Origin of the sequence: Furfurilactobacillus cerevisiae (assembly GCF_048961765.1) — a bacterium.
Lineage (GTDB): Bacteria > Bacillota > Bacilli > Lactobacillales > Lactobacillaceae > Furfurilactobacillus > Furfurilactobacillus milii_A.
Genome location: NZ_CP185253.1, coordinates 2,545,672 through 2,570,506 on the forward strand (window position 1 = coordinate 2,545,672; position 24,835 = coordinate 2,570,506).

Below are 24,835 nucleotides of genomic sequence, written 5' to 3' on the forward strand. Positions count from 1 at the left end.
CTCCTCCGAAAACGGAAGAATGATGAGCCTTTTCAGTTTCGTTTTACGCTATAGTCTAGTTCAGCCAACTGCCCAGCACGTGACACGTCCATTAATTCAAATGCCTTTTGTTGCGCTCCAGACTGCCATAATTGTGGTCCGGCACCAATAAACGTAGGTGCAACAAACAATCTTAACTCGTCGATGAGTTCCGCCTGAATTAAATCACCAACAATTTTTCCACCACCGACGATCCAGATCGCTTTTCCAGATTTTTGGCGTAACTGTCGCACAAGTGTGACTACATCGCCATGATAAGTTTGAACGCCATCGGTCGCGGAAATCTCGTGATGTGTGAGAACAATACTGGTTAGGCCCTCGTATGGATAGACATCAGTGTGGTTAATTACGTAATCGTATGTTGTACGACCCATGATTAAGGTGTCAATTTCGCCCATCAAACGATCATAACCGGCATCCCCATCAACAGCCGTATTGGTTAACCAGTCTAGTTCCCCGTTGGCATCAGCTAGACGCCCATCAAGACTAGTAGCAATGTACAAGATTACAGATCTCATTTTATCTGAACCTCCGCCAAGTCTAACGCAGTGATACCAAACATCTTCATCAAAAACTTTGGCACGCCATCTTCGTCCACCGGAACGGTTGTTGTCGCCGCTTGGTCAATCACTGCCTGTGGAGAATCAGCCATCGCGACGCTGGTCTGCGCCTCGCTGAACATTGGCGCATCATTGAGTCCGTTACCGAACACAATAGTATGCGCGGCATCGATATGTAGCTGTTGTTGTACTGACCTAAGCGCAGTTGCCTTACTGATACCCTTGGGAATTAACTCGATGTTCCACGGATTTGATGCTGACAATGAGAATAAACCAGTCTCGGCAAACGCTTGACGCGCTAAAGCTAACTTGTCGCCGTCATGTGACACTGCCAGGCCATTTGTAATCGTATCCGCGATCGTTTTTACATCGTCGATATCTTTCAAGTAAATCGTACCGGTGTCAACGCCGCGGCGTAAGAATCGCATATGCTCAATCGCCTCGTGTTCAGTAGACGTATGAAAAGTATCCTTCAAGTTGAACAAACGGAGTGTTAGTCCGTAGCGCTCACAAATTTCATACGCAGCAATGGTGGCATCCATGCCAAGCAGCGTTTGATGAATCTGCTCACCTTGCGCAATCACCGCCCCATTGGAACAGATGATGTTCATATCAGGACTTAATTGATTCCCAATTGACTGCGCCAATGCGAGCAATCGTCCACTAGCAATATATGTTTCGTGACCATCCGCACGAAGTTTGGCAAACACTGCCTTCGTCAGGGGGGACACAATTTGGCTCTTCGGAATTAACGTGCCATCAATATCTGTAACAATTAAATAATGTGTCATTAACAATTCCTCCGTTAACACCATTTTACGCCTGTTCATGATGCGTCTGGAAGCTAGATTGCGAATCGTCAAGACTGGTTTCAAAAAAATCCTTGCTGTACACTCAACTTAAATCAAAAATGAGGAGTTCATATGTATGACGCCATTAAACATTCGCTACATATCTATTGAAGGAAACACCCGCAGTTTCGTCAGCCACCTTGCTGAATATGCTGACAAACAACATGAAGAAAATGCTGACCAACCCACACTGAAGGTTGAAGAAATCTCTGAACAATCAGATTTTATCGATGAAACAGAGCCCTACTTTGCGTTTGTTCCGACCTATCTAGACGGCGGCAATGGCATCGACAATGGTGTTAAAGAGCTAATGACAAATGTCCTTGGTGAATACATTGCCTATCATGATAACCGCAAACAATGTTTAGGCGTGATTGGTTCCGGTAACCGTAATTTCAACGAACAATATTGTTTAACAGCCCGTCGCTATGCCGACAAATATGGCTTCCCATTTTTAGCCGATTATGAGTTGCGCGGAACGACTCGCGATGTCGCTCGCATTTATGATTTAATCGTTAAAACGGCCATTCAAGCGGCCAAATAAAAATATCCTGAACAATGCGGCACTTGCGAACGTGCCCATTGTTCAGGATATTTTTCATTTAACGAATCATTATTTCGAAATTTTAGCTTGTTGTTTGACCCGTTCTGAGTGTGCGCGCCAATAAACGGCAACCAACGCAATCATCTGCACACCACCAACCGCCATGAATAAAACGGGGAATGTTGCATAATCTAGCATAAAGCCACCAAATAGCGGACCCAAGGCTCGGCCAAACGCAATCGCCATGTTGGCAAAGCCCTGATAACGACCAGCTTCACTAGCTGGCGCTTTAACTGCAATCCAAGCCGGCAAGGCCGGATGACCAATCATTTCACCAAACGTAAGCACGATCATAGTAATCACAAACATCGCGTAGGTCCTGGCAAAAATCAACATAAAGAATGACGCTGCAAATAGTGTGATCCCAACAACAATGACGTTTTCAATCTTAAATCGCTCACTCCAGCGCGTAATTACTGGTTGTAACAACACGATAATGACACCGTTCAAAGTCCACAACAGGCTATAATTCAGCACGGGAATGCCTAAATTGGTCATGTGAACCGAAATCACACTCTCCCATTGTGAGTACGCCAGGTTAATCGCCAGCAATAATACTAAAATCAACGTGATCAAAACAGTTGGCCGTGAGCGCTTTGGCGTACCATTGGTCTTAGGATTCTTAGATTGTGCCGTTGGCCTGTTCGTTTGTGTTTGCGGTTTAACATTAAAGTGTAAAGCCACGACGAGCGTTAGCGCCGCATAACAAACAGCCGCAATAATGAAAACCGTCGTAATCCCAAATTTAATGGCATAGCCGACAATCAACGTTCCAATCACGACCCCGATATTCATCGACACGTAAAGCATGTTAAACACATGCCGTGTCGAGGTAGATTTCATCCATGTTGCCAGAGAATTCAAAATGGTCATGTTGACACCGTCGCCAAACCCGACAACTAGCAACAAAATGCCATATACCGGCCAACCATGCCAGAATATCAAGGCGACTACAGCTAGAGTAGCCAAAGCTGCTGACAATACCCCCGTTTGATATGGTTTCCAATGATCGAATAAATAGCCACCAACTGAGTCACCGACGATCATCATCAAGGACATCCCCAATAACACCAGTCCTGATAAAGTAAGTGATTCATGAAGATAATTATGTAGATAAATCGTCGTTAGTGGCCATAAGAAACTCGCCCCGCTGTTATTCAACATGGATGCTACAAACAACCAGCTAAATTTAACTTCTGAACGTTGGGATGACAGAAAAATCCACTCCTTTAAGTTCGTTTGTCCTACTTATCTCATTCTATCACGACGCCTAGATTAGGTCGCCTATGGACGGTTAATTGATATTTCTTCACAAGAATATTTATGAAAGTTACTTACTTAAAATTCGTGTATCGCCTTTTTGTAAAGTTCGTTTCGTTTACGTTTAAATTAAAAACATGTAAAAAATTTACAAATGCTCATTTATTCACTTTAAATTCAACCGTTTGCCTGCTATGATGTAAACGTAAACAAATAAGGACACATAAAGGAGATTGCTTCATGAAAGCTGCTGTTGTTAGAGAACCAGTCGACGGATTTGTTGACGTTAAAGATGTTACATTACGTGATTTAAAACCTGGTGAAGCTTTAGTAGATGTTGAATACTGTGGCCTTTGTCACACTGACCTTCACGTTGCTGCCGGTGACTTTGGCGAAAAGCCTGGCCGGATTATCGGTCATGAAGGTGTTGGGATCGTTTCTAAGGTTGCTGATGGCGTTGATGCTGTTAAAGTTGGTGACCGTGTATCTATCGCTTGGTTCTTCAAGGGCTGTGGCCACTGTGAATACTGCCTAACTGGCCGTGAAACACTTTGCCGTAACGTTGAAAACTCTGGCTTCACTGTTGACGGTGCGATGGCTGAACAAGTTATCGTTGACGCTAACTACGCCGTTAAGGTTCCAGATGGCTTGGACCCTGTTGAAGCAACTTCCTTAACTTGTGCCGGTGTTACGATGTACAAAGCAATCAAAGTTGCTGACGTAAAGCCTGGCCAATGGGTATCTGTTGTTGGTGCCGGTGGTTTAGGTAACTTGGCTATCCAATACGCTAAACACGTATTTGGTGCCCATGTTGTTGCCGTTGATGGTAACCCTGACAAATTGCAAGCTGCTAAAGATGCCGGTGCTGACTTGCTGATCAACCGTCACGATGGTGATGTTGACAAGCAAATCCAGGAAAAGGTTGGCGGTGTTCACGCTGCCTTGGTTACTGCTGTTACTACTGCAGCCTTCGACCAAGCCGTTGACTCACTCCGTCCCGATGGTAAATTAGTTGCCGTTGCCTTACCACAAGGTGACATGAAGTTGAACATCGCTAAGACGGTTCTTGATGGTATCGTCGTAACTGGTTCATTGGTTGGTACTCGCCAAGACTTAGCCGAAACATTCCAGTTCGGTGCTGAAGGTTTGGTTCACCCAATCGTTAAGACTCGTAAATTATCAGAAATTAACGACATGATCCAAGAATTAATGGACAACAAGGTTGTTGGCCGTAACGTCGTTGACTTCGTTCATAACAAGTAAAACCAGTGCGGACAAACCCGTTCTGAAATTGAGCACTAACGGAATAAGAACGATTAGCCGCACTTTGGCTAATGGTTCTTATTTTGTTAGGCGGAAATTTCAGGGTTTGGTAGCACGACGAGTTTAAACCAGTGTGAGCAACCGCGATAGGAAGCGAGCACTAATGGAAAATCGGTCGTTGGCGCATTTTGCCAATGATCGATTTTTGATTAGGCACAGCTTTCTGCGGTCGCGAACACGACGATGCCAAACCAGTGTGGAAAAATCGCATTCAGGAAACACAAACAAGATTTTAAAAAATCATGCTCATCCTTCCTGATAGACAATATAGGAATGTCCCCTTTCCAATAAGTGTATTATTTCAAGGCCTCGATTTATGTACATAAAAATGTACATAAATCGAGGCCTGAGTTATGCTATGTCTAAACTATCTAAAGGGGGTCTATTTCATGGCAGTAAATATCTCTGCAACTAGTGTCAGCGATTTTCGAAAAAACTTTAAATTATATGCTGATGACGTTAGCGACCTTAACGAACCGCTGATTATAACGCGCCCTAAGCAAAAGAATGTCGTTTTAATCAGCGAACAAGAATATAATTCCCTAAAAGAAACAAACTATTTATTAGCAACATCTGCTAATCGAAAAGCGCTTCAAACCTCTCTAAATCAAATTGATCGCGGTCAAGGTCACATTCTGACACCTGAGGAATGGGAGAACCTCCAAAATGATTAAGTTCAATATTGTTTTCTCCCCAATAGCTTGGAATGAATACGTCGCATGGCAACAAGAAGACAAAAAAACACTAAAACGAATCAATAAGCTTATCAATGATATTCAACGGCAGCCTTTTGCTGGATTGGGAAAACCTGAACCGCTAACATATGAGTTATCAGGAACATGGTCAAGACGAATTGATAAAGAAAATCAAATTGTCTATAGCGTGACCGATGCGGCCATAACCATCTTCCAGCTTAAATATCATTACTGATCGTTTAAAATTAACCTATCTTGGCAAAAAAATGTGCTACACCTCTGTCTCAGACTTCTTGATAAAAATAGCAATCATCATTCCCGGCGACATTAATGCTGACAAATTGCTATCAAAATCAGACCTCGCTTACACAACGCTTCGTTTGCCTTGACTAAATGACCGTAGCAAGATTAATTATCGCATCACAACGCGTCATGAACCTTACGTCGGCGTTTCTGTCTCGCGCCAAAGCATCCCTGATGTCGTGTTGAAAATTGTTGCCGACCCGACAGTCGCGGCAAATGACAGCATTGGAATTGTTGATCCAGCCACTCAAGGTGAAAATTGGCCTGTTTACTAAAATAAACATCAAATGAAAATACGGATTGGTTAGCTCTCAAAATGAGGCTAGTCAATCCGTATTTTTTGTATCCACACTCCATATACTAATGAGTTGCTACATACTCATCTAATTCTTTCAGGTAAAGTGCCTTTTGTTCCTTGCTAATCCATGAGCTTTCAAACGAATTTTTAGCCAATTGAACGACCTGTTCCTTCGTTAAATCAAATTTACTGGCAATTGCATAATAGTTATCGGCAATATACCCACCAAAATAAGCAGGATCATCTGAGTGAATCGAAACTTTGACGCCCTTTGTCAGTAACTCGAGTACTTCTTTACCCTTCATTTCAGGGGAAATAAAGGCATTGGACAGTGGACAAGAAGTCAGCCCAATATTTTGTTTCTTTACAAAGTCGACTAAATCCGGATCCTCGACAATATTCGTGCCGTGGTCTAAACGTTCGACACCAATGATTTCAAGTGCCTGTCGAATATGCTCGATAGAATCCTTTTGGTCAATATCCGCGTGAGCAGTTAAATGCAGACCAGCGGCAGCCGCATCAGCGAACTGACGCGCAAACTTAAGGGGCGGATTGTTGTGTTCGTCAGAATCCAATCCGACACCCACCAGCTGATCCTTGTATGGCAATGCTTCATTCAAAGTCTGTCGAGCAGACTCACTAGTAAAGTCACGCAGGAAACACATGATCAATGCTGCATCAATATTCAGTGCTCGAGCATCAACGATTGCGCGATGCAGTCCGTGAAGCACTGTTTCAAACGCAATCCCACGACTGGTGTGGGCCTGTGGATCGAAGAACATTTCCACATGCCGAACGTTACTAGCAGCCGCTCGTTGCAAATATGCAAAAGCTAGGTCATAGAAGTCTTGTTCTTTTTGTAAAACATCCATTGCTGGATAATACACGGCCAAAAACGAGGCCAAATCGTTATAATCATACGTTTTTTGAACTTCTTCCACGGTCTGTTGACCGATATCGATATGATTTCTTTGTGCCAATTTCAACTTCAAATCTGGTTCCAGTGTTCCTTCAGTATGTACATGTAGTTCCGCTTTGGGTAAACCACTAGTAAATTCACGGGTAATTGGCATTGCTTGAAATCCTCCTCAAGAATAAGTTCGTGTAATGGTAATGGTAATTATCATATCACAATTTTTTGTCGTGTAAATACCGTAAAATACGAACTATATCATAAAGATAATTATAAGCGTGCATATTTTAAACTAATATTGTTGATTCTTTGTTTGCATATTCTTAAATCATCTCTGAAAATTTCACCTGTATTATTTCACTACCTTTTTACTTCATTACCATACTTATGACATAATAACAGGAACAAACAAATGCCGTCATTACGCGATTGCGCCCATTAGGTGCTACCCAGTTTCAGTAAATCATGCGACACTTTGCTCATTAAGAAAGGAGCAACTTATGGAATTAGCCACTGCATTAAAAGCTGCTCGCCAACAAGCCAATTTATCACAGCAGGCCGTTGCCGATGAGCTTCATATTTCACGTCAATCCATTTCGAAATGGGAAACTGGCAAAACGTTGCCGGATATCGAAAATCTAATTCGGTTAAGTACTCTTTTCGATTTGTCTTTGGACGATTTAATTAAAGGAGACACTACAATGATGACAAAAATTTCGCATGACTCTAAGGTGTTTACAATTTTAAAAATCGCATTAGCAACACTTGTCCTGACAATTGTATTTGCGCTAACAATTGCTTTCACACTTGTCCAGCTTGTCCCAGGTACCGTTCACCCAATTCTAGTGTATGTGCCGATTTTGTTCAGCTTAATCGTACCGGTTGGTGCGCTCCTGTACATGCTCATCAACATTCGTAAACAGCCTAGTCGTGGAATGAAAATAGCACTTGTTCTAGCTCTAGCAGGTGTACTCTGCGTATTTACTTTGCGGATTCTGGCCACCTTTTTTCAATTACCATATTTAACAGATATCATTTAAGTTTCGCTGAACCTTCATTTGATAATCTGGTCTATAATTACCGTAATTGAAACTAACATCGTAATCGTTATCAAACGAAGGAGACGCGTGCTTATGAAAAAGTTGCTATTCATCCTCAGTTTAGGATTTAACGTTTTATTGGCCTTTCAAATGAACCTAGCGCACCAGCGGCTTGAAGCGTTCCGGCAACAACAGGCCGAAACTGACAGGCGAAACGAATTATCAGCTTCGCACACAAAGGGTGGCGATTAGCATGCACGTTTCAGACGATATGATTCGACCTGAATTACAACGGTTTGGGCATATTGCCCGTCGAGTTGTACCTTATTTGACGCCAACTAAAATTCACGTTATCAATGCCCTTACGGGGGCGCAACGGGGCATTGGTCATCAATCACTCAGCTATGAACAGCATTTCATTGACCGTCCCGATGGTAGTCAATTGCGCCTCTGCGTGTATACATCGTTGAATCGACCTCGCAACGTTCCCGGCATTCTCTATTTGCACGGCGGTGGTTACGTTATGGAACGATCCGAAACAGAGGCGTTTGCCATTCAACGTTTTATCAATGCCACCAACGCAGTCGTTGTTGCCCCAGATTATCGGTTGGCAAGTGAGGCACCTTATCCGGCTGCTCTAAATGATGCCTACCTTGCCTTAAAATGGCTTCAACGTCATGGTGGCGAGTAATGGCATGCGCGACGATCAAATTATGGTCGCTGGGGCCAGCGCTGGTGGTGGCCTGACTGCCGCATTGACATTGTATAACCGCGATCACGGAGACGTTGGTATCGCCTTTCAAGTGCCGCTGTATCCCATGCTGGATGACCGCATGCTGACAGAGTCGTCGCAAAACAATGACGCCCCTGTTTGGAATACATTATCCAACAAACTTGCATGGCAGATGTACTTGGACAATCAGTTTGCGCCAGACGAAGTCCCAATTTATGCAGCACCCAGTCGGGCGACTGATTTCCACGGTCTGCCAGCTACGTGCACGTTCATCGGCGATGTCGAACCATTTTGTGACGAAACAATGCTGTATCTGCAGAAACTTAAGAATAGCGGTGTCCCAACCTTTAGCAAGGTCATGGAAGGTTGCTTCCACGGTTTTGATATGGTTTGTCCAAACTCGGCCGCGGCTCAAGAAGCAGTCAACTTTTTAACTGAGACACTACAATATGCCACAACCCACTTCTTCCAAAAACAACCTGAATAAAAAACGAGTAAACCTCGTGCAATTACTGTCGCTTAGAACAGAGTTGCACGAGGTTTACTCGTTTAATGACTATTCAATTTATTACGCTGGTTCATTCATTGGCGCTTCATCAATAACGGGGGCATTTTGAACCCAGTCATGTGGACGGCAATTAACGATCCAGTTAACACCATATTCATCGGTGAACTCGCCACGTTTGCCGCCAAAATAAGCGTTCGTATATGGTTCAGTCACACGTACTCGACCAGAGTTGGCCACATGTTCAAAAAACTTCTGAGCCTTGACCACGTCCGCATTATCATCAGCGTTAAATTCCAGTAAAATCGCAATGTTTGTCGCATGCTGTGGTTGATTCATGAAGTCATCGGCACATAAAATTTCTGAGCCCATGACTTCAAAACCACCATGCATCGTTGAGTTATTTAAATCAGTATCAATTAAATCTAAATCCCGCGCTGCGTTCTTTGTTACCGGAATGCGGAATAGATGGTCTGCGTCAAAAACTTCATGGTAATAGGCCATCGCTTCTTTAGCGTTGGGGAAGTGGATATATGGATGTAGTGAAGATGCGATAATCGGTCCCCCATTTCAAATGTAAAGACAGTATAGTGAACAATTCCGCCGCTGTCAATTTGACAAAACGATTATTTATGTTACATGCCAAGGTCAACAAGATTAAATAAATATGCTAAAGTAAATATATAAAGCACGTCATAAACGTTGATTTATCAGGTGATAAAGGCAATTCAGACTCTTTTACATAAATTTTAAATCACAAAAAACCTAGGAGACGATTTGATGAAAGTGCTCGGTACCTTGGGCGCTCATAAACAGCACGGTGTGACCGCAAAGTTGCTTGCCACAACTTTGGCCGCAGTGCCTGATTCCACAGAGACTGAAACGATTTACTTGGAGGACTATGATATTCGTCCAGATATTAAGGGTCAGCCAAATCCAGTTTTAGATCAGCTCACCGAAAAGTTATTGGCCAGTGATGTCTGGGTGTTTGCTGCACCAACATTTTGGGGCGGTTTATCCGGTGTCACAAAGAACTTTTTGGACTGTTTACGTTGGCGTTTGGTTCGCATCGATCATGTCGGTGATGCCCACCCTGCCCGTTTCAAAAACAAACATTATCTGTCCATTACAGACTGTTACATTAGTCCCATTAACAACTTCTTCACGGGCATTACTGATGAAACGTTTAAACAGATTGATCGTGTCATGTCTGCGGCTGGCGTGATTAAAATTCATGAAATTGTCTGCCCTAATACTTTTAAAAATGGCGACCACATTCCCGAAAGCAAACTTCAACTTTGCCGCAAATGGGGCGCCCGTCTACCACAAAAATCGAAACGAGATGATAATACAATGAAACGCTACGTTGAACTTTTCTGCATGATTGCCGTGATGTCTTTAATTACCATGGGCATTCAACGCGCCCTCAGTGGTGTGTTAGTCCAAACGAACTTTTGGGTTAACTGGGGAATGTTTGTCATTATTTTCTTCGTTTTGCTAGCCATCATTCTCCACACGGTTACTTTTTTGGTTCACAGACGTCGATAGGAATGGATCACCATCCGTGTATCAATTTTGTGTGATAAGCATTTTGAACGATTATTTAGTAGATTGTAAAATTAATCCGAACGCTGTTCGGACAAAAAAGATCAGCTTCCTTTAAAATGGTGTTTACAACAAACCCATCTTTTAGGAGCTGATCTTTTGTCTAGTATAACCTATTCCGAACGAATTAAAATCGAAACCTTTTGTGAACTAGGGCTGTCCAATATCCAAATGGGCGTTCGGCTGAACCGATCACCGTCAACAATTTCTTATGAATTATCTCGATGTCAACCTTATCAGGCTGAATTAGCACAAACAGATGCCGAATACAAGCGATCACGATGTGGTCGGAAAACTAAGCTGAGCGATGAGTTAAAGCAAACAATTCTCAACCATTTACATCTAAGCTGGTCACCAGGAATGATTGCTCACGAATTTAAACTAGCGACTAAATCTATTTATAATTGGCTAAATCAGGGGAGAATTGGTTTCTCCTTGAATGATCTACCTGAACATGGCGTACGCCAACGGCGTAACGTTGACCAACGATCCAAATATAATCAATCTTTGGGGCGATCGATTGAACAGCGTCCCATGATGATTAATCAACGTAATCGCATCGGTGATTTTGAACTAGATACCGTCGTTGGCCCTCGTGGGCATAGTAAGGCAGTTTTATTAACTTTAATCGATCGCAAATCACGGTTCCTTTGGGCATATCGGTTAAAGGACCGAACGACAGCGAGTGTTAATGAAGCACTGACTAAGTTCCTAACAACTTTTAATGGACCGGTGCACAGTTTTACTGTGGACCGTGGTACTGAGTTTAGTGGGCTAGTATCATTTGAATCACAATATGGTATTAAGACCTATTACTGTCATGCTTATACGCCAGCTGAACGTGGTAGTAATGAACGCTTTATGTAAAAGGCACCCGTAAAATGTAGGAAAACGGCAGGTTAGAACTGTTGGTTTTCCTACATTTTTTGTATCATGAATCACATCAGAGTGTAGGAGGAATTTGATGTGAGACGTGATTTAAGAGAAGGAGTGACGATTTACGTGACTGAAAATATTAAGCCTAACTTCGCCGAGATTGCCCGGCAATATAATGTTGATTATCGAACCGTTAAGAAAGCCTATGAGGAAGTCAAAGCTGGACTTAAGGGCCGACCAAGTGGTCGACCGAAACGGCCAAGTTTACTGGATCCATTCAAGCAAACCATCGATTCAAAGCTTGAACTAAATTGTTCGGCTGCTTCAATTTTTAAATTTATCCAGAAGAAGGGCTTTACCGGCAGCTATACCCTCGTGAAAGATTATTGTCGCCAAACCCGCCGAGAACGAGTTAAGAAAGCTACCATTCGGATTGAACATTCCCCTGGTCTCTCTGCTCAAGTTGACTGGAAAGAAGAAATGGCCCTAGTGAGCAGCGAGGGTGAGCTGTTTAAATTCAATATTTTCTTGTATGTATTGCCTTATTCAAAACTCAAATATATGACACTAACCTTTGATCGGAGCCAAGATACCCTCTTTTCTTGCTTACACGACGCTTTCCTTCATACCGGAGGTATTCCGACGGAAATCTGGTTTGATAATATGAAAACCGTTGTGGATCATACAAAATCCCAGTTTGGCCACGCTGTCTTTAACGAACGGTTCCACGAATTCTGTAAAGATGCCGGTTTCACACCAATTGCTTGTCGACCATTCAGACCACAAACTAAAGGTGCAGTTGAAGCCCTTGCTCGCACGGTTGAACGTTTACGGCCATACAATACTGAATTTGCTGATGGAACTGAGCTAATCGAACTAGTTCATATGCTCCGAGATGATCTAAATCATGAAACTTCGCAGGCCACGGACGAAGTCCCGTACCTGAAATGGTTAGACGAAGAAAAAGAGTACCTTCATCGCGTTCCAGTTAATCTCCTTGAACCATACTTCGAAGAAAACATTACCCGTGTCGTTTCGAAGGAGGCCATGATCAATTTCCGCAAATGTAAGTACTCAGTAGATCCGCGATACATTGGTTGTACGGTTGCTGTTGAAATCTCCAATGATGAGCAGCGCATTCACATTTATTATAACGGAGAAGAAATTCGTACGCACTCCATAACTACCAATTCGCTGAATTATGACCCCCAAGATCAGTTCAATATCCTCAAATCTGATTTGCTTAAAGGGCGGACAGATGAAGACATTTCAGCTTACATTCGTGAACATATGACTGATTACGACAACTTATAGGAGGCTACCATGACCACTAATAATCAAATTCTTTTAAATAATCTTGAGCGCTTAGGGTTAAACAAAATCCGTGAATACTTGCCGAATTACCTTGATCAAATTCACACTGATAATCTGTCATTAACTGAGGCGCTAATTGATTTAACTAATTCGGAACTCCAGAATCGACACGAAGGTCAGATTGCACGGGCCATTGGCCGTGCTCGGTTCCCCAATACAAAATCCCTAGATACATTTGATTTTAGCTTTCAACCCAGTATGAATCGCCAAGAGGTTCTGGAATTCCAGAATCTGGCTTTTATGGAAAAGTCTGAAAACTTAATCTTTATTGGCAATCCGGGAGTCGGTAAAACCCACTTGGCAATTAGTATTGGGATTGAGGCCTGTAAACAGGGCTGTCGGGTTCTCTTTATTAATTGTCATGAGCTGTTGATTAGATTGAGAGCAGCTTACGAAAAAGGACTGCTTGATCGATCTCTAAGCCGCTATTCGCGCTATGACCTATTAATTATTGATGAAATTGGGTATTTGCCAATTGGTCACCAAGAAGCTAACCTCTTATTTCAGCTAGTCAATGCCCGCTATGAAAAGCATTCAACGATCATTACCAGCAATAGTGATCTATCCGCTTGGGTTGATATTTTCCAGAACCCAACTGTGACAGCAGCCATTCTCGATCGCTTGGTTCATCATGTTCACGTAGTGAAGATCACTGGTAAATCTTACCGATTACGTGGCCTCAAGTAACTGCCGAAAACCTACATTTCTTTCTGCCGAAAACCTACATTTTTAAACTGCCCTTGACACGCTTTAATCGGAATTTACGTTATTTTTATCCTAAGGGGACTCGTTTTGAGCACATTAGTGCTCAAGATTTAACGACGACGTTACTCCAAATTAACCAGAGACCGCTTAAAATACTTGACTGGAAAACACCGTATCAGGTTATGCTGACCAATTTGTCCAAAAATTCGGATTAAATTTGCAATCTACCATTTTTGTAATTAAAATTTTCTAAATCACTAACTGAATTAACTAATTTCCAATATCTTTTCAAACGACGCCAGTTTATTTGCTTGCCTAAAAGCCGATAAACTAGCGTTGTTTTCGTCTCTAAAGTTAACCAATCTGCTAATCATGATAGGACGCATCAAGTATGAAAAATTGCGACAAGATTATATTGCAATTATGATGAACGTGTTCACTGAAACCATATTTTATGTCAGTTACTAATCAGGGTTACTGATGAGCTCTTGAAAAAGCGAACGGCAATTAATTATATTTTCAAAGAAATGAGGCGATATTATGCTTGCAATGGTTTTAGATCGCGTAAATGGTGTTTTACAGTTTGTACCCGAAAATCGTGATATTCCCACTCCCACTGCCGACAGTAGTGTTATGCAAATAAAGGCCTTTGGTATCAATCATGGTGAACTCATTAATGAATTAACAAATCCAACCGTGCCACGCGTTCGAGGTATTGAGGCCGTGGGTACAATCTACGCAACCGCAGAAAATAGTGGCTTTGCGATTGGTCAAAAAGTCATGACCATTATGGGCGGCTTTGGATCCACGTTTGACGGCGGTTATGAAGAATACGCCACCGTTCCCAATACTGTTTTATATCCACTCAATATCGACATGGACTGGAAAAGACTAGCAACGCTTCCTGAAAGCTTTTATACAGCCTACGGATCACTAAAGTTGTTGCACTTAGGTGCTGGGAAGAGGCTGTTGATTCGTGGTGGTTCTAGCAGTGTCGGTCTTGCCGCCTTGATGCTGGCCAAGTCACAAGGCGTCATTGTAACTTCAACCACCCGAGACCCAAACAAGGTCGCAGATCTAAAAAAATTAGGCGCTGATGATGTCTTACTCGACAACGACACGCTGAAAACTGACAACGAATTCGACTCTCTTCTAGAGCTAGTCGGAGCAAAAACATTGCTTGATTCTGTGTCACATGTGTCCGCTGATGGTTACTCAGTCCTAACTGGCGGTCTCGGCGGTCAGTGGACTTTAGACAACTTTAGTCCGTTTGCCATTAATGGTTATTTAACTAAATTTCAATCGACCATCGTTAATAAGGACGATGTTGCCGCAATGAGTAAGTTAATTCAAAAGGGCAATTTGAGTTTGCCCATCATTGATACATTTTCATTAAAACAAGTTAGTGATGCGCAAGATGATGTTGCCAAAACCTCCAAAATGGGGAAAGTTGTTGTCCTTGTTTAAAACTAAGTAGGTGACTGGAATGGTGAATTTAATTCAAAAAATCATCCAAAACAATTTAGAAAATGAACTTTGGCAATCATTGATGGGCATTGAAGTTGAAACTCAACGCGTTGACTTGTCTGGCAAGCTGAGTAAATTGCCTTATCCCGACACGCTTGGAAGTCGTGTCTTCCATCCCTATCTACAAACCGATTTTGGCGAAACTCAAACAGAATGGATAACTGACCCCATGTCCGATAATCACCAGTTAATTCAACAGTTACAGGTTCTTCATGACGTATTCACTAAGGAAATGTCTGATGTAGATCGAGTGTGGTTATTATCCATGCCGCCTGCCCTAACACACGAGGATCGATTATTTGTACGAGAACATTTTGATCGCCCAAAATACCAACACTATCGTGATTACTTGGATGGCAAATTCGGTATTGCTCATGGACTAACGACTGGTGTTCATCTCAACTTCAGTCTCACAGACAAGTTCATCGAAACATTTTCCAAAATCCGCGGGACTTCAAAGGTAAAAACGACAAACTTTCTCTATTGGCGCATATTACAAAACTTTTTGAAATACAGATGGTTATTAACTTACTTCTTTGGAGCCTCACCGATAGCAGAATCAGGATATTTCCAGCAAATGCCGACCGAACTTCAAAACCCTGTCCGAAGTATTCGCAACAGTAACTTTGGTTTCAACAATGGCGGTCAGTCGCACATTTCATATACGACGTTTGAACAGCACATCGAAGAATTACAAAATGCCATTGATAATGGCGAATTGTATGCTCAAATGGAATTCTACGGTCCGGTTAGAATTAAAGATCAAACGCGCATCTCCGACTATGCGACTAAAGGAATCAAGTATCTGGAATTTAGAGTTTTTGACACTAATCCATTCGTCCCTCTGGGTGTGGATGAGACGGAGCTTAACTTTGTGCGCAGTTTTTTAATCTTCTGTTTAGTTCAACCAATTAATCCGGTTGAAATTAATGCGCAATTAAACAAGGCGGCCATGCAAAACAATATCGTGGCCTTGCAGTCCCCATCGGACACCTTGCCAAATTTATCTGATAGTAAAAACTTGTTGGCAGCGATTTCCGCAATGCTAATACAATTTAATGCGCCGGCATCACTCTTACAATCAGTTACATTCTACAATTCACAAATTATTCATCCTGAAACAACTACTGCCGCTAAAATAGTTAATCTTCTATCACAAGGCAGTATGAGGCTAAATATGCTCGCATTGGCCGATAAACGCTTCGTTAGGTCCAAAAATACTAGTAATGAACTTTTCCCCGATCTCGCTGTTGGGCCAAACACTCAAGCGTTATTGTTAGCTGGTGTAAAAATCGGGTTGCACGTTGATTGGTCATCTATCAACAAAAAATCTATCATATTTGACAATGGTCATCGCTGGCAGAAAATGACATCGATTAGTCCTCAAGTGAACCCTAATGTTACACAACTGTTTAGCGCTTTCCCGTCGAATGAACAACATCCGTAATACTATTTACATCAGTATCGCTTGAACCCGAATTTTAAAAAAAGACGAACCTTAGCGTAAAGAATAATTAACCGAAATTATTCTTCGTTCACTAAAGCTCGTCTGTTTTTTTACGCTTATCGTCAAATCAAGCTTAATCTTGAAACATTACTCCAAATCACTCCAATAATGAGACCAACTAGTGAGTCTCTAGCTAATTAGTGCATCGCTCTTGCCGTCATGCGCATAACAATTTTATGGAACAAGGTTGGATGCACGCGTGCAACATGCGCCATCATTCGGTCACTAAAGCTGAAGTAGTAACGTAACTTTGGCTTTTCTTCTGTGGCCGCACGATAGAATACTTTTGCTAAATCTTCCGAAGTAGCAGACGAATGACTGCCAACGTTGGCTACCATTGCCATAGTTCCATCGATAAGCGATTGGTAAGGTGTATTTTCAGAAACATTATTTTTAATTGATCCCATCGCAATTTCGCCCCATGACGACTTGGTTCCTCCAGGTTCGACCACAACAGAGCGTAATCCGAATTGCTGCACTTCTGTATCCAAAACATCAGACCAAACATTCAACGCATGTTTTGAGACGTGGTACCAACCGCCAAGAGCACTATACATGTCGCCACCAATGGAGGAATTATTTACAATTCGGCCAAAGTGTTGCTGACGCATCGTTGGCAGAACAAGTTTGGTCAGCTCAGTTGCGCCAAATAAATTAGTTTCAACTTGTTTGTGCGCCTTCTCATAACTTACTTCTTCTAGCGGACCGTATTCACCATAACCAGCATTATTAAGTAACACATCAATTGTCGGCTCTGCCAATGCTGCTTTGACAAACGCCTTCCGTGAAGCATCATCCGTTACGTCCAAAGCCAATGGATGAATGCCGGATCCTGTTGGAATCTTTTCAATCCGGCGAGCACCTGCGTAAACTGTCCAACCATTTTGAGCAAATAGTTTTGTTGCTGCATATCCCATTCCACTTGAAGCACCTGTAATTAAAATTGTTTTTTGTGACATAATATCATCCTCCATATTATTAAAAAGTTATCTATAATTTTTGAAATTTTGAAATCAATATTCTTGTCCGAACATTACAGACTGAGTTTGCTAATTAACCCATGTGACCTTGTTGCTCGAGCATATCGAGAATATCTTCGGAAAACCATCCGTGAACAATTTTGCCGTTTTCAACGGTGTAACGGCCAAAGCCATTCCATTTTGCAAATTTGTTAGTTGCTGGGTAGCCCATAAACTCACCAGTTTGAACACCTTCGTTAGTGAACTGTACCCAAACGTCATTATCGTTAACCACGTAATCAAGCACCGTTAAGTGCATCTTACTAAATGCTTGAACACCACCACTCATGAAGGCATCCAAACCGTGCACCGTCCCCAGTGAGCCACCTTCCCAAAGCAGGTCTTTATCCCACACCTCAGGGATAACCTCTACTTTGCCCTGATTTAATGCTTCGTCGATGAACCTCATAACTGGTTTTAAGGTAGATTGCAAATTTAATCCGAATTTTTGGACAAATTTGTCAGCATAACCTGATACGGTGTTTGCCAGTCGAGTATTTTAAGCGGTCGCTGGTTAATTTGGAGTAACGTCGTCGTTAAATCTTGAGCACTAATGTGTTCAAAACGAGTCCCTTTAGGATAAAAATAACGTAAATTCCGATTAAAGCGTTCATTACTACCACGTTCAGCTGGCGTATAAGCATGGCAGTAATAGGTCTTAATACCATATTGTGATTCAAGTGATACTAGCCCACTAAACTCAGTGCCACGGTCCACAGTAAAGCTGTGCACCGGACCATTAAAAGTGGTTAGGAACTTAGTTAGTGCTTCATTAACAGTCACTGTCGTCCGATCTTTTAACCGGTATGCCCAAAGGAACCGTGATTTTCGATCGATTAAAGTTAATAAAACTGCCTTACTATGCCCACGAGGACCAACGACTGTATCTAGTTCAAAATCGCCGATGCGATTACGTTGATTAATCATCATGGGACGCTGTTCAATTGATCGCCCCAAAGATTGATTATATTTGGATCGTTGGTCAACGTTACGCCGTTGGCGTACGCCATGTTCAGGTAGATCATTCAAGGAGAAATCAATTCTCTCCTGATTTAGCCAATTATAAATAGATTTAGTAGCTAGTTTAAATTCGTGAGCAATCATTCCTGGTGACCAGCTTAGACGTAAATGGTTGAGAATTTTTTGCTTTAACTCATCGCTCAGCTTAGTTTTCCGACCACATCGTGATCGCTTGTATTCGGCATCTGTTTGTGCTAATTCAGCCTGATAAGGTTGACATCGAGATAATTCATAAGAAATTGTTGACGGTGATCGGTTCAGCCGAACGCCCATTTGGATATTGGACAGCCCTAGTTCACAAAAGGTTTCGATTTTAATTCGTTCGGAATAGGTTATACTAGACAAAAGATCAGCTCCTAAAAGATGGGTTTGTGGTAAACACCATTTTAAAGGAAGCTGATCTTTTTTGTCCGAACAGCGTTCGGATTAATTTTACAATCTACCTTAAAACTTCTTCTTTTGACATTTGTATTCTCCTCTAATCTTGTATATATACAGATTCCTGTTCGTATCGATGATTTGTTAGGTTGGTAATCATAAACTCAGCTAGATCAGCTCTAGAAATATGACCATTAATTGATTTATTAGAATAATCCCCATACCGGTAAGCGTGTGTTGCTGGCCCATCCGTTAACGTCGGCGGCTGCACGATGGTAAAGTCTAGACCGGCGTTGCGAATGATTTTATCTTGTCTTTCTTTGGTTCTTAACATCGGGTGCATACCAGTCATAACGGCGCGCATGCCAATGCCTAATTGTCTGCGGCTCTCAGGACTAGTACCAAATCCTGTTAGTAGCTCAATTCGATGCACAGCAGCCCGTTTCAGAGCCAATGCAATATTTTCAGTCGGTGTGACCACATCGTAATCTCCCAAAGAAACGATTGCTGCATCGCTACCGGTCAATGCTGTCACAATGCTTGACACGTTTTCATAATCAACTGATACCCATTGGACTGCAGTGTTGGCACTGCCAACGTGTGCATGCCGACTAACCGCCACAACAGTATGACCTTGTTTTACTGCTTCATCTATCAAAAGCCGGCCAACACTGCCAGTAGCGCCAAAAATCGTAATTTGCATAACTTCACCCCATTTAATTAAATAATCGTTTAATTAATTAGCAAAAAATAAAGCTTGAGCACTTTATTTTTTTAAAATTCCGTCAACCGACGTATGAACGAGTTCTTCCAACTCGCTTAAAGTGATGTCTTGCTTGGCCGACATCCGTTCTTGAATCAACATGATAAACGGTCCAAACAACAATACTGTGACGTAATCCGGATTAGTGACTGTCAACGCATCTTGATCAATTGCACTTTGAAGCAGCAATGCCAGTGGTTGAGCAGATTGATTGCCCTTTATTAAGGCTTCTTGCGAAATTAATTCTGGGTTCGCACGAACGGCAGTCATAAAAATAGCTTCTAAAGGATAATTGATATACATCCTGGCAAAATGGGCCACAGCCAAGTAAACTTGGTCGCCAACAGTTTTGCCCTTATCAATATCCGACACTAGATTTACAGTAGATTGTAAAATTAATCCGAACGCTGTTCGGACAAAAAAGATCAGCTTCCTTTAAAATGGTGTTTACAACAAACCCATCTTTTAGGAGCTGATCTTTTGTCTAGTATAACCTATTCCGAACGAATTAAAATCGAAACCTTTTGTGAACTAGGGCTGTCCAATATCCAAATGGGCGTTCGGCTGAACCGATCACCGTCAACAATTTCTTATGAATTATCTCGATGTCAACCTTATCAGGCTGAATTAGCACAAACAGATGCCGAATACAAGCGATCACGATGTGGTCGGAAAACTAAGCTGAGCGATGAGTTAAAGCAAACAATTCTCAACCATTTACATCTAAGCTGGTCACCAGGAATGATTGCTCACGAATTTAAACTAGCGACTAAATCTATTTATAATTGGCTAAATCAGGGGAGAATTGGTTTCTCCTTGAATGATCTACCTGAACATGGCGTACGCCAACGGCGTAACGTTGACCAACGATCCAAATATAATCAATCTTTGGGGCGATCGATTGAACAGCGTCCCATGATGATTAATCAACGTAATCGCATCGGTGATTTTGAACTAGATACCGTCGTTGGCCCTCGTGGGCATAGTAAGGCAGTTTTATTAACTTTAATCGATCGCAAATCACGGTTCCTTTGGGCATATCGGTTAAAGGACCGAACGACAGCGAGTGTTAATGAAGCACTGACTAAGTTCCTAACAACTTTTAATGGACCGGTGCACAGTTTTACTGTGGACCGTGGTACTGAGTTTAGTGGGCTAGTATCATTTGAATCACAATATGGTATTAAGACCTATTACTGTCATGCTTATACGCCAGCTGAACGTGGTAGTAATGAACGCTTTAATCGGAATTTACGTTATTTTTATCCTAAGGGGACTCGTTTTGAGCACATTAGTGCTCAAGATTTAACGACGACGTTACTCCAAATTAACCAGAGACCGCTTAAAATACTTGACTGGAAAACACCGTATCAGGTTATGCTGACCAATTTGTCCAAAAATTCGGATTAAATTTGCAATCTACCTTACATCAAATAAATTTTTGATGCGTAGGAACATTTTAGATAACATATCAGTCTTGTCTTTATAGTAAACGTACGGTGTTCCTGAACTGACGTGTGCATGTTTAGCAATTTTACCAAACGATAATCCCTGAATCCCTTCTTCCTTGGTAATTACTAAAACCGCCTGTTCAATCAACTGACGCTTTTGATCATCTCTCTTGCGCATGTTTATATATTAAATGATCGTTTAGTAATTGTCAATAATTAAATGTCCATTTAGAAAAAGAAAATATTCATTACACAATCTGTACTCTATTGTGAATCAAATTAACACAGGTGCTGGTAAAGATTGCCACCACTGTATAAACATTCAACTAAGAATGCATACAAAATATAAATCAAAAAATTGATCAGTGCAGGCAAAAAGTGCCTCTCGCCGGTCAATCTTTCTAGCTGCTTATAATGCCCGTTTAATCTACCAAATTTTCTCAAGAATCCATCACACAAAATCCGAGCCGCCGAAATCATGATTCACTTTTACGATCACCAGCTAACCCGAATAAAAACAAAGACTCAAGTTGACTGATTAATTCTTCATTCATGGTTCCAGAAGGAGCATTTGTCACATATTGAGACAACATTATCGCAAATGTTTTAATTGCTTCATCCGATACAGAAGTCCGAATTTCTCCTGTTTTTCTGCCATAACTGATCAGTTTTTCTCCCAAATCATCTTGCCACTTTTGAATTTTTTCTTGAATTTCCGATGATGAGTTAATGATTTTAGAGATTTCATCTAACTCGGCCTGTGAAATATTGGCTCTCAACTTAGCCGAATCGGCAGTATACTGCCGGAACTTTTCGATAAAATCCAATGAGTCATCCTCTAGTACATCTTGTGAATGAACTATACTTTCACGAACCATTTGAAGGATCACAGCATGTACAAGTTCATCCTTACTTGGAAAATATTTATACATTGTCACTAAAGAAATACCAGATTCACGACTGACATCTCTGACGCTAGTTTTTTGAAAACCATTATGAAGCATGAGTGAATACGCAGCGGCAATAATCTTATTGCGATTGACTGCTTTTTTTTCATTTCTTTTCATAGATCTCCTTGTAGGACTCAATCAAGTAATTCATTTTTGTTCCTCAAAAAGTATAACATATTTTCAGAATATTAAACTTTTATTGACATCTAATTATGAAACATATACAGTTAGTTTCGTGAAAAAAGTTTAATATTTTTCAGTTTTGTTATACTTTTTAAAAATTATGGAGGAAATAAATGTCATATTTACAATTGAGTAATATTCATAAATCGTATTATTTGGGTAAAGAGGAATTTCCAGTTCTTAATGGAATTAATTTAAATTTTGAACTTGGTGAATTCGTGTCAATTTTAGGGGAGTCCGGCGGCGGTAAGTCCACTTTGATGAACATTATCGGAGGACTGGATCGAGAATTCACAGGGTCCGTCACTGTTGATGGGCGTAAATTAGATCATTCGCAGGAAAAAAAGCTTGACGCATATCGCCGAGATACAATCGGTTATATTTACCAATCATACAACCTGATCAGTCATTTGACTGTTTTAGACAATGTACAGTTGTCTTTGGATATGACCACTCTAGATAAGTCACAACGGGAAAAACGTGCACTAAACTTGTTGGATCGTGTTGGCCTATCAGAGCACGCCTACAAGTATCCAAATCAATTATCTGGTGGACAAAAACAACGAGTCGCAATTGCGCGAGCTCTTGCCAGTGATCCAAAAGTAATTATTGCTGATGAACCAACTGGCGCGTTGGACGCTCAAAATACCGAAGAAGTTTTAGAGATGCTTAATTCCATTGCACAGGAAGGGCGATTGGTTATTACTGTTACCCACTCCCAACATGTAGCAGATGCCGGAACTAGGATTGTTCGTTTAGCTGATGGGAAAATTGTTGACAACACAGAAATTAAATCACCTTATACGCCAAAACAGTCACCTTCAAAATTAAGATCCAGACTTCTTCCCTTTAGCGTTAGCCTTAGAACTGCATTTAAGCATTTTCGTTTTCATTTAGGTAGAAACTCACTTATTGTGCTTGGCACCACCATTGGTCTATTTGCGGTAATGCTTTTTTCCGGTCTTGGCAATGGAATAAGTGGATACATTAGTAACCAGATCACAAAAATGACCAATCCTCAAGTTATTACCGTCTCCCGTTACGCAAAAATGGATCCAAGTGCCGCGCCAAGTCCAACCGCAGCAATGGGAAATGGAAGTTCTCCCTCAATGGGCGCCTCACAAACTGTTAAGAATTTCAGTAAAAAACAAATTGACCAACTTAGTGCTTTAAAGCACGTCTCTTCAGTAGAAAAGACATACAATTTGTCAAACATCAAAATTGATTACCAAGGAAAGTCTACGAAAGTTGCATCGATGTCTAACTGGACTCAGTCACAATCTTCTTCATCCATTACACAAGGAAAACAACCTAAAGCTGGAGAAGTCATCATAGATAAAAAGGCAGTTGCCAAAAAATTGTCAAAACCTGATCCTTCGAAATTAATCGGAAAATCTATTACTCTGAACTATCAAACAATGGACAGAACCGGCAAATTAGTAAACGTAAAATTTAAGGCCAAGGTCTCTGGAATTGGGAAGAGTAGTAGTGGTATCTCTTCCGTTAACGCCGTCAATACAAAAACGCTAACTAAGGCAATGAAACAGGCAAACGTTAATACAGACTCCTCTTCCTTATCCCTGAAAATCAACTCACTAGATTCAGTCAAAGGTGTAACCCAGAAAATTAATCATGTTAAATCAGACGGTAAACGATTATATTCGGCCACTGCCATTACTAGCATCATTGATAAGGTGCAAACCTATGTGAACTTAGCCTCACTGCTATTGGCTATCATCGCAGGAATTTCACTTTTAGTTTCCGCTCTAATGATTATTGTCACTATGTATATGTCCGTATCCGATAGAACCAAGGAAATTGGTATTCTACGAGCGCTCGGTGAAAGCAAACGAGATATTCGGCGGATGTTCATTAGCGAGTCATTGATTATTGGTGTTTTAAGCGCAAGCCTCGCCACTATTTTAGCCTTAGGTATCGGAGCAATCGCAAATATATTCATTAAATCTATTGCCGCATACGCATTTGTACAGATTAGTGTTACCAATGTAGTATCCGTCTTTGTAATTGCGTTAATTATCTCTTTGATTGCTGCTTGGCTTCCAGCCCGACATGCAGCAGCTTTAAATCCAATTGATGCGCTATCTGCGGATTAATTAAATACAATTTTTAAGAGCAAATGAAATCAAAAAGTACCAAAGGTAAACAAACCTAGATGTTTTAAATAAATGAAAAGAATTCTGTTCCAGACTCTCAACTTTAATTAAACGTTTTTTACTCTGAGAGGCCCTAATAGGGTTTCTCAGAGTATTTTGTCTTATTTCAAACCGCAGCTGAATCCGCTGATACATTCTCACGTTAACTCATCAATTAGTAGATTGTAAAATTAATCCGA

At 41.3% G+C, this 24,835-nt stretch carries 26 protein-coding genes and 3 pseudogenes; 17 read left to right on the plus strand and 12 right to left on the minus strand.

Annotated elements, in window-relative coordinates; translation table 11 throughout:
• Nucleotides 1-32 precede the first annotated feature (32 nt).
• Both ABUE36_RS12590 and ABUE36_RS12595 read right to left on the minus strand, forming a co-directional pair.
• Nucleotides 33-557, minus strand: a complete 525-nt coding sequence (locus ABUE36_RS12590) for a dihydrofolate reductase family protein (RefSeq protein ID WP_161002135.1) — start codon at nt 555-557, stop codon at nt 33-35.
• Nucleotides 554-1,414: an HAD family hydrolase gene (locus tag ABUE36_RS12595; protein WP_421016839.1), complete on the minus strand. Its 861-nt coding sequence runs from the start codon at nt 1,412-1,414 to the stop codon at nt 554-556. The genes ABUE36_RS12590 and ABUE36_RS12595 overlap by 4 nt, the downstream gene beginning before the upstream one ends.
• A gap of 112 nt (nt 1,415-1,526) precedes the next feature.
• On the opposite strand from ABUE36_RS12595, the gene nrdI reads away from it, so the two are divergent.
• Nucleotides 1,527-1,994, plus strand: coding sequence for a class Ib ribonucleoside-diphosphate reductase assembly flavoprotein NrdI (nrdI, locus tag ABUE36_RS12600; RefSeq protein ID WP_161002133.1), 468 nt, complete (start codon nt 1,527-1,529; stop codon nt 1,992-1,994).
• 69 nt (nt 1,995-2,063) lie between these two features.
• Here nrdI and ABUE36_RS12605 read toward each other — a convergent pair whose 3' ends face one another.
• Nucleotides 2,064-3,233: an MDR family MFS transporter gene (locus tag ABUE36_RS12605; RefSeq protein ID WP_421016840.1), complete on the minus strand. Its 1,170-nt coding sequence runs from the start codon at nt 3,231-3,233 to the stop codon at nt 2,064-2,066.
• A gap of 321 nt (nt 3,234-3,554) precedes the next feature.
• Here ABUE36_RS12605 and adhP point away from each other — a divergent pair, with 321 nt between their 5' ends.
• The 4 genes and pseudogenes from adhP to ABUE36_RS12625 all read left to right on the plus strand — a co-directional run.
• Nucleotides 3,555-4,577 carry an alcohol dehydrogenase AdhP gene (adhP, locus tag ABUE36_RS12610; RefSeq protein WP_421016841.1) on the plus strand — a complete coding sequence of 341 codons (1,023 nt, stop codon included), beginning with the start codon at nt 3,555-3,557 and terminating at the stop codon, nt 4,575-4,577.
• 449 nt (nt 4,578-5,026) lie between these two features.
• Nucleotides 5,027-5,311 carry a type II toxin-antitoxin system Phd/YefM family antitoxin gene (locus ABUE36_RS12615; RefSeq protein ID WP_161001944.1) on the plus strand — a complete coding sequence of 95 codons (285 nt, stop codon included), beginning with the start codon at nt 5,027-5,029 and terminating at the stop codon, nt 5,309-5,311.
• Nucleotides 5,304-5,567 carry a Txe/YoeB family addiction module toxin gene (locus tag ABUE36_RS12620; RefSeq protein WP_161001943.1) on the plus strand — a complete coding sequence of 88 codons (264 nt, stop codon included), beginning with the start codon at nt 5,304-5,306 and terminating at the stop codon, nt 5,565-5,567. Before ABUE36_RS12615 ends, ABUE36_RS12620 begins: the two co-directional genes overlap by 8 nt.
• Before the next feature lie 91 nt (nt 5,568-5,658).
• Nucleotides 5,659-5,910, plus strand: a pseudogene (locus tag ABUE36_RS12625) (NAD(P)H-binding protein); the annotation flags it as partial.
• A gap of 85 nt (nt 5,911-5,995) precedes the next feature.
• Here the strand turns inward: ABUE36_RS12625 and add are convergent.
• The gene (gene add / locus ABUE36_RS12630; RefSeq protein ID WP_161001942.1) at nt 5,996-7,006 is read right to left on the minus strand and encodes an adenosine deaminase; all 1,011 of its coding nucleotides are present in this window, start codon (nt 7,004-7,006) and stop codon (nt 5,996-5,998) included.
• A gap of 340 nt (nt 7,007-7,346) precedes the next feature.
• Between add and ABUE36_RS12635 the strand changes: the two genes are divergently transcribed.
• The 3 genes from ABUE36_RS12635 to ABUE36_RS12645 all read left to right on the plus strand — a co-directional run bounded on the left by ABUE36_RS12635 (nt 7,347) and on the right by ABUE36_RS12645 (nt 9,106).
• Complete coding sequence (locus ABUE36_RS12635; protein WP_161001941.1) at nt 7,347-7,886, plus strand: helix-turn-helix domain-containing protein; 540 nt, start codon at nt 7,347-7,349, stop codon at nt 7,884-7,886.
• Between the two features lie 253 nt (nt 7,887-8,139).
• Nucleotides 8,140-8,577, plus strand: coding sequence for an alpha/beta hydrolase (locus ABUE36_RS12640; protein ID WP_421016842.1), 438 nt, complete (start codon nt 8,140-8,142; stop codon nt 8,575-8,577).
• A complete protein-coding gene (locus tag ABUE36_RS12645; RefSeq protein WP_421016843.1) occupies nt 8,564-9,106 on the plus strand; it encodes an alpha/beta hydrolase fold domain-containing protein in 543 nt (180 codons plus the stop codon). The genes ABUE36_RS12640 and ABUE36_RS12645 overlap by 14 nt, the downstream gene beginning before the upstream one ends.
• Before the next feature lie 81 nt (nt 9,107-9,187).
• Here the strand turns inward: ABUE36_RS12645 and ABUE36_RS12650 are convergent, their stop codons facing one another.
• Nucleotides 9,188-9,682, minus strand: a complete 495-nt coding sequence (locus ABUE36_RS12650) for a VOC family protein (RefSeq protein WP_421017486.1) — start codon at nt 9,680-9,682, stop codon at nt 9,188-9,190.
• A gap of 222 nt (nt 9,683-9,904) precedes the next feature.
• On the opposite strand from ABUE36_RS12650, the gene ABUE36_RS12655 reads away from it, so the two are divergent.
• From ABUE36_RS12655 to ABUE36_RS12685, 7 genes and pseudogenes are all read left to right on the plus strand, one after another.
• Entirely contained in the window at nt 9,905-10,672 is a 768-nt protein-coding gene (locus ABUE36_RS12655) for a flavodoxin family protein (protein ID WP_421016844.1), read from the plus strand.
• 156 nt (nt 10,673-10,828) lie between these two features.
• Nucleotides 10,829-11,590, plus strand: a pseudogene (locus tag ABUE36_RS12660) (IS30-like element ISLpl1 family transposase); the annotation flags it as partial.
• Between the two features lie 105 nt (nt 11,591-11,695).
• Nucleotides 11,696-12,919: an IS21 family transposase gene (istA, locus tag ABUE36_RS12665; protein ID WP_003555353.1), complete on the plus strand. Its 1,224-nt coding sequence runs from the start codon at nt 11,696-11,698 to the stop codon at nt 12,917-12,919.
• Nucleotides 12,920-12,928: 9 nt separating this feature from the next.
• Nucleotides 12,929-13,666: an IS21-like element helper ATPase IstB gene (gene istB / locus ABUE36_RS12670; RefSeq protein ID WP_014386885.1), complete on the plus strand. Its 738-nt coding sequence runs from the start codon at nt 12,929-12,931 to the stop codon at nt 13,664-13,666.
• Between the two features lie 59 nt (nt 13,667-13,725).
• Nucleotides 13,726-13,899 (plus strand): annotated as a pseudogene (locus ABUE36_RS12675) (IS30 family transposase); the annotation flags it as partial.
• A 325-nt stretch (nt 13,900-14,224) separates the two neighbouring features.
• A complete protein-coding gene (locus tag ABUE36_RS12680) occupies nt 14,225-15,151 on the plus strand; it encodes a zinc-binding dehydrogenase (RefSeq protein ID WP_421016845.1) in 927 nt (308 codons plus the stop codon).
• Between the two features lie 19 nt (nt 15,152-15,170).
• Nucleotides 15,171-16,658, plus strand: coding sequence for a gamma-glutamylcysteine synthetase (locus tag ABUE36_RS12685; protein WP_421016846.1), 1,488 nt, complete (start codon nt 15,171-15,173; stop codon nt 16,656-16,658).
• A gap of 197 nt (nt 16,659-16,855) precedes the next feature.
• Here the strand turns inward: ABUE36_RS12685 and ABUE36_RS12690 are convergent, their stop codons facing one another.
• From ABUE36_RS12690 to ABUE36_RS12710, 5 genes are all read right to left on the minus strand, one after another.
• Entirely contained in the window at nt 16,856-17,677 is an 822-nt protein-coding gene (locus ABUE36_RS12690; RefSeq protein ID WP_421016847.1) for an SDR family NAD(P)-dependent oxidoreductase, read from the minus strand.
• 94 nt (nt 17,678-17,771) lie between these two features.
• Entirely contained in the window at nt 17,772-18,170 is a 399-nt protein-coding gene (locus tag ABUE36_RS12695; protein WP_421016848.1) for an ester cyclase, read from the minus strand.
• A gap of 2 nt (nt 18,171-18,172) precedes the next feature.
• The gene (locus ABUE36_RS12700) at nt 18,173-19,102 is read right to left on the minus strand and encodes an IS30-like element ISLpl1 family transposase (RefSeq protein ID WP_421016461.1); all 930 of its coding nucleotides are present in this window, start codon (nt 19,100-19,102) and stop codon (nt 18,173-18,175) included.
• 133 nt (nt 19,103-19,235) lie between these two features.
• Nucleotides 19,236-19,838 carry an NAD(P)-dependent oxidoreductase gene (locus ABUE36_RS12705; RefSeq protein ID WP_421016849.1) on the minus strand — a complete coding sequence of 201 codons (603 nt, stop codon included), beginning with the start codon at nt 19,836-19,838 and terminating at the stop codon, nt 19,236-19,238.
• A 63-nt stretch (nt 19,839-19,901) separates the two neighbouring features.
• Complete coding sequence (locus ABUE36_RS12710; protein WP_421016850.1) at nt 19,902-20,270, minus strand: hypothetical protein; 369 nt, start codon at nt 20,268-20,270, stop codon at nt 19,902-19,904.
• A 108-nt stretch (nt 20,271-20,378) separates the two neighbouring features.
• Between ABUE36_RS12710 and ABUE36_RS12715 the strand changes: the two genes are divergently transcribed.
• Nucleotides 20,379-21,308 (plus strand): IS30-like element ISLpl1 family transposase, encoded by a 930-nt coding sequence (locus tag ABUE36_RS12715; protein WP_096109805.1) that lies wholly within the window; start codon nt 20,379-20,381, stop codon nt 21,306-21,308.
• Between the two features lie 9 nt (nt 21,309-21,317).
• On the opposite strand, the gene ABUE36_RS12720 is transcribed toward ABUE36_RS12715, so the two are convergent.
• A complete protein-coding gene (locus ABUE36_RS12720) occupies nt 21,318-21,527 on the minus strand; it encodes a TetR/AcrR family transcriptional regulator (protein ID WP_421016851.1) in 210 nt (69 codons plus the stop codon).
• Between the two features lie 298 nt (nt 21,528-21,825).
• Entirely contained in the window at nt 21,826-22,416 is a 591-nt protein-coding gene (locus ABUE36_RS12725; RefSeq protein ID WP_421016852.1) for a TetR/AcrR family transcriptional regulator, read from the minus strand.
• 179 nt (nt 22,417-22,595) lie between these two features.
• Between ABUE36_RS12725 and ABUE36_RS12730 the strand changes: the two genes are divergently transcribed.
• Nucleotides 22,596-24,596, plus strand: a complete 2,001-nt coding sequence (locus ABUE36_RS12730) for an ATP-binding cassette domain-containing protein (protein ID WP_421016853.1) — start codon at nt 22,596-22,598, stop codon at nt 24,594-24,596.
• Nucleotides 24,597-24,835 lie beyond the last annotated feature (239 nt).

What these genes read in the sequence shown, in the direction of transcription:
- ABUE36_RS12590 (WP_161002135.1), bottom strand. Translation starts at nt 557, where the DNA reads ATGAGATCTGTAATCTTGTACATTGCTACTAGTCTTGATGGGCGTCTA.
- ABUE36_RS12595 (WP_421016839.1), bottom strand. Translation starts at nt 1,414, where the DNA reads ATGGTGTTAACGGAGGAATTGTTAATGACACATTATTTAATTGTTACA.
- nrdI (WP_161002133.1), top strand. Translation starts at nt 1,527, where the DNA reads ATGACGCCATTAAACATTCGCTACATATCTATTGAAGGAAACACCCGC.
- adhP (WP_421016841.1), top strand. Translation starts at nt 3,555, where the DNA reads ATGAAAGCTGCTGTTGTTAGAGAACCAGTCGACGGATTTGTTGACGTT.
- ABUE36_RS12615 (WP_161001944.1), top strand. Translation starts at nt 5,027, where the DNA reads ATGGCAGTAAATATCTCTGCAACTAGTGTCAGCGATTTTCGAAAAAAC.
- ABUE36_RS12620 (WP_161001943.1), top strand. Translation starts at nt 5,304, where the DNA reads ATGATTAAGTTCAATATTGTTTTCTCCCCAATAGCTTGGAATGAATAC.
- add (WP_161001942.1), bottom strand. Translation starts at nt 7,006, where the DNA reads ATGCCAATTACCCGTGAATTTACTAGTGGTTTACCCAAAGCGGAACTA.
- ABUE36_RS12635 (WP_161001941.1), top strand. Translation starts at nt 7,347, where the DNA reads ATGGAATTAGCCACTGCATTAAAAGCTGCTCGCCAACAAGCCAATTTA.
- ABUE36_RS12640 (WP_421016842.1), top strand. Translation starts at nt 8,140, where the DNA reads ATGCACGTTTCAGACGATATGATTCGACCTGAATTACAACGGTTTGGG.
- ABUE36_RS12645 (WP_421016843.1), top strand. Translation starts at nt 8,564, where the DNA reads ATGGTGGCGAGTAATGGCATGCGCGACGATCAAATTATGGTCGCTGGG.
- ABUE36_RS12655 (WP_421016844.1), top strand. Translation starts at nt 9,905, where the DNA reads ATGAAAGTGCTCGGTACCTTGGGCGCTCATAAACAGCACGGTGTGACC.
- istB (WP_014386885.1), top strand. Translation starts at nt 12,929, where the DNA reads ATGACCACTAATAATCAAATTCTTTTAAATAATCTTGAGCGCTTAGGG.
- ABUE36_RS12680 (WP_421016845.1), top strand. Translation starts at nt 14,225, where the DNA reads ATGCTTGCAATGGTTTTAGATCGCGTAAATGGTGTTTTACAGTTTGTA.
- ABUE36_RS12685 (WP_421016846.1), top strand. Translation starts at nt 15,171, where the DNA reads ATGGTGAATTTAATTCAAAAAATCATCCAAAACAATTTAGAAAATGAA.
- ABUE36_RS12690 (WP_421016847.1), bottom strand. Translation starts at nt 17,677, where the DNA reads ATGTCACAAAAAACAATTTTAATTACAGGTGCTTCAAGTGGAATGGGA.
- ABUE36_RS12705 (WP_421016849.1), bottom strand. Translation starts at nt 19,838, where the DNA reads ATGCAAATTACGATTTTTGGCGCTACTGGCAGTGTTGGCCGGCTTTTG.
- ABUE36_RS12720 (WP_421016851.1), bottom strand. Translation starts at nt 21,527, where the DNA reads ATGCGCAAGAGAGATGATCAAAAGCGTCAGTTGATTGAACAGGCGGTT.
- ABUE36_RS12725 (WP_421016852.1), bottom strand. Translation starts at nt 22,416, where the DNA reads ATGAAAAGAAATGAAAAAAAAGCAGTCAATCGCAATAAGATTATTGCC.
- ABUE36_RS12730 (WP_421016853.1), top strand. Translation starts at nt 22,596, where the DNA reads ATGTCATATTTACAATTGAGTAATATTCATAAATCGTATTATTTGGGT.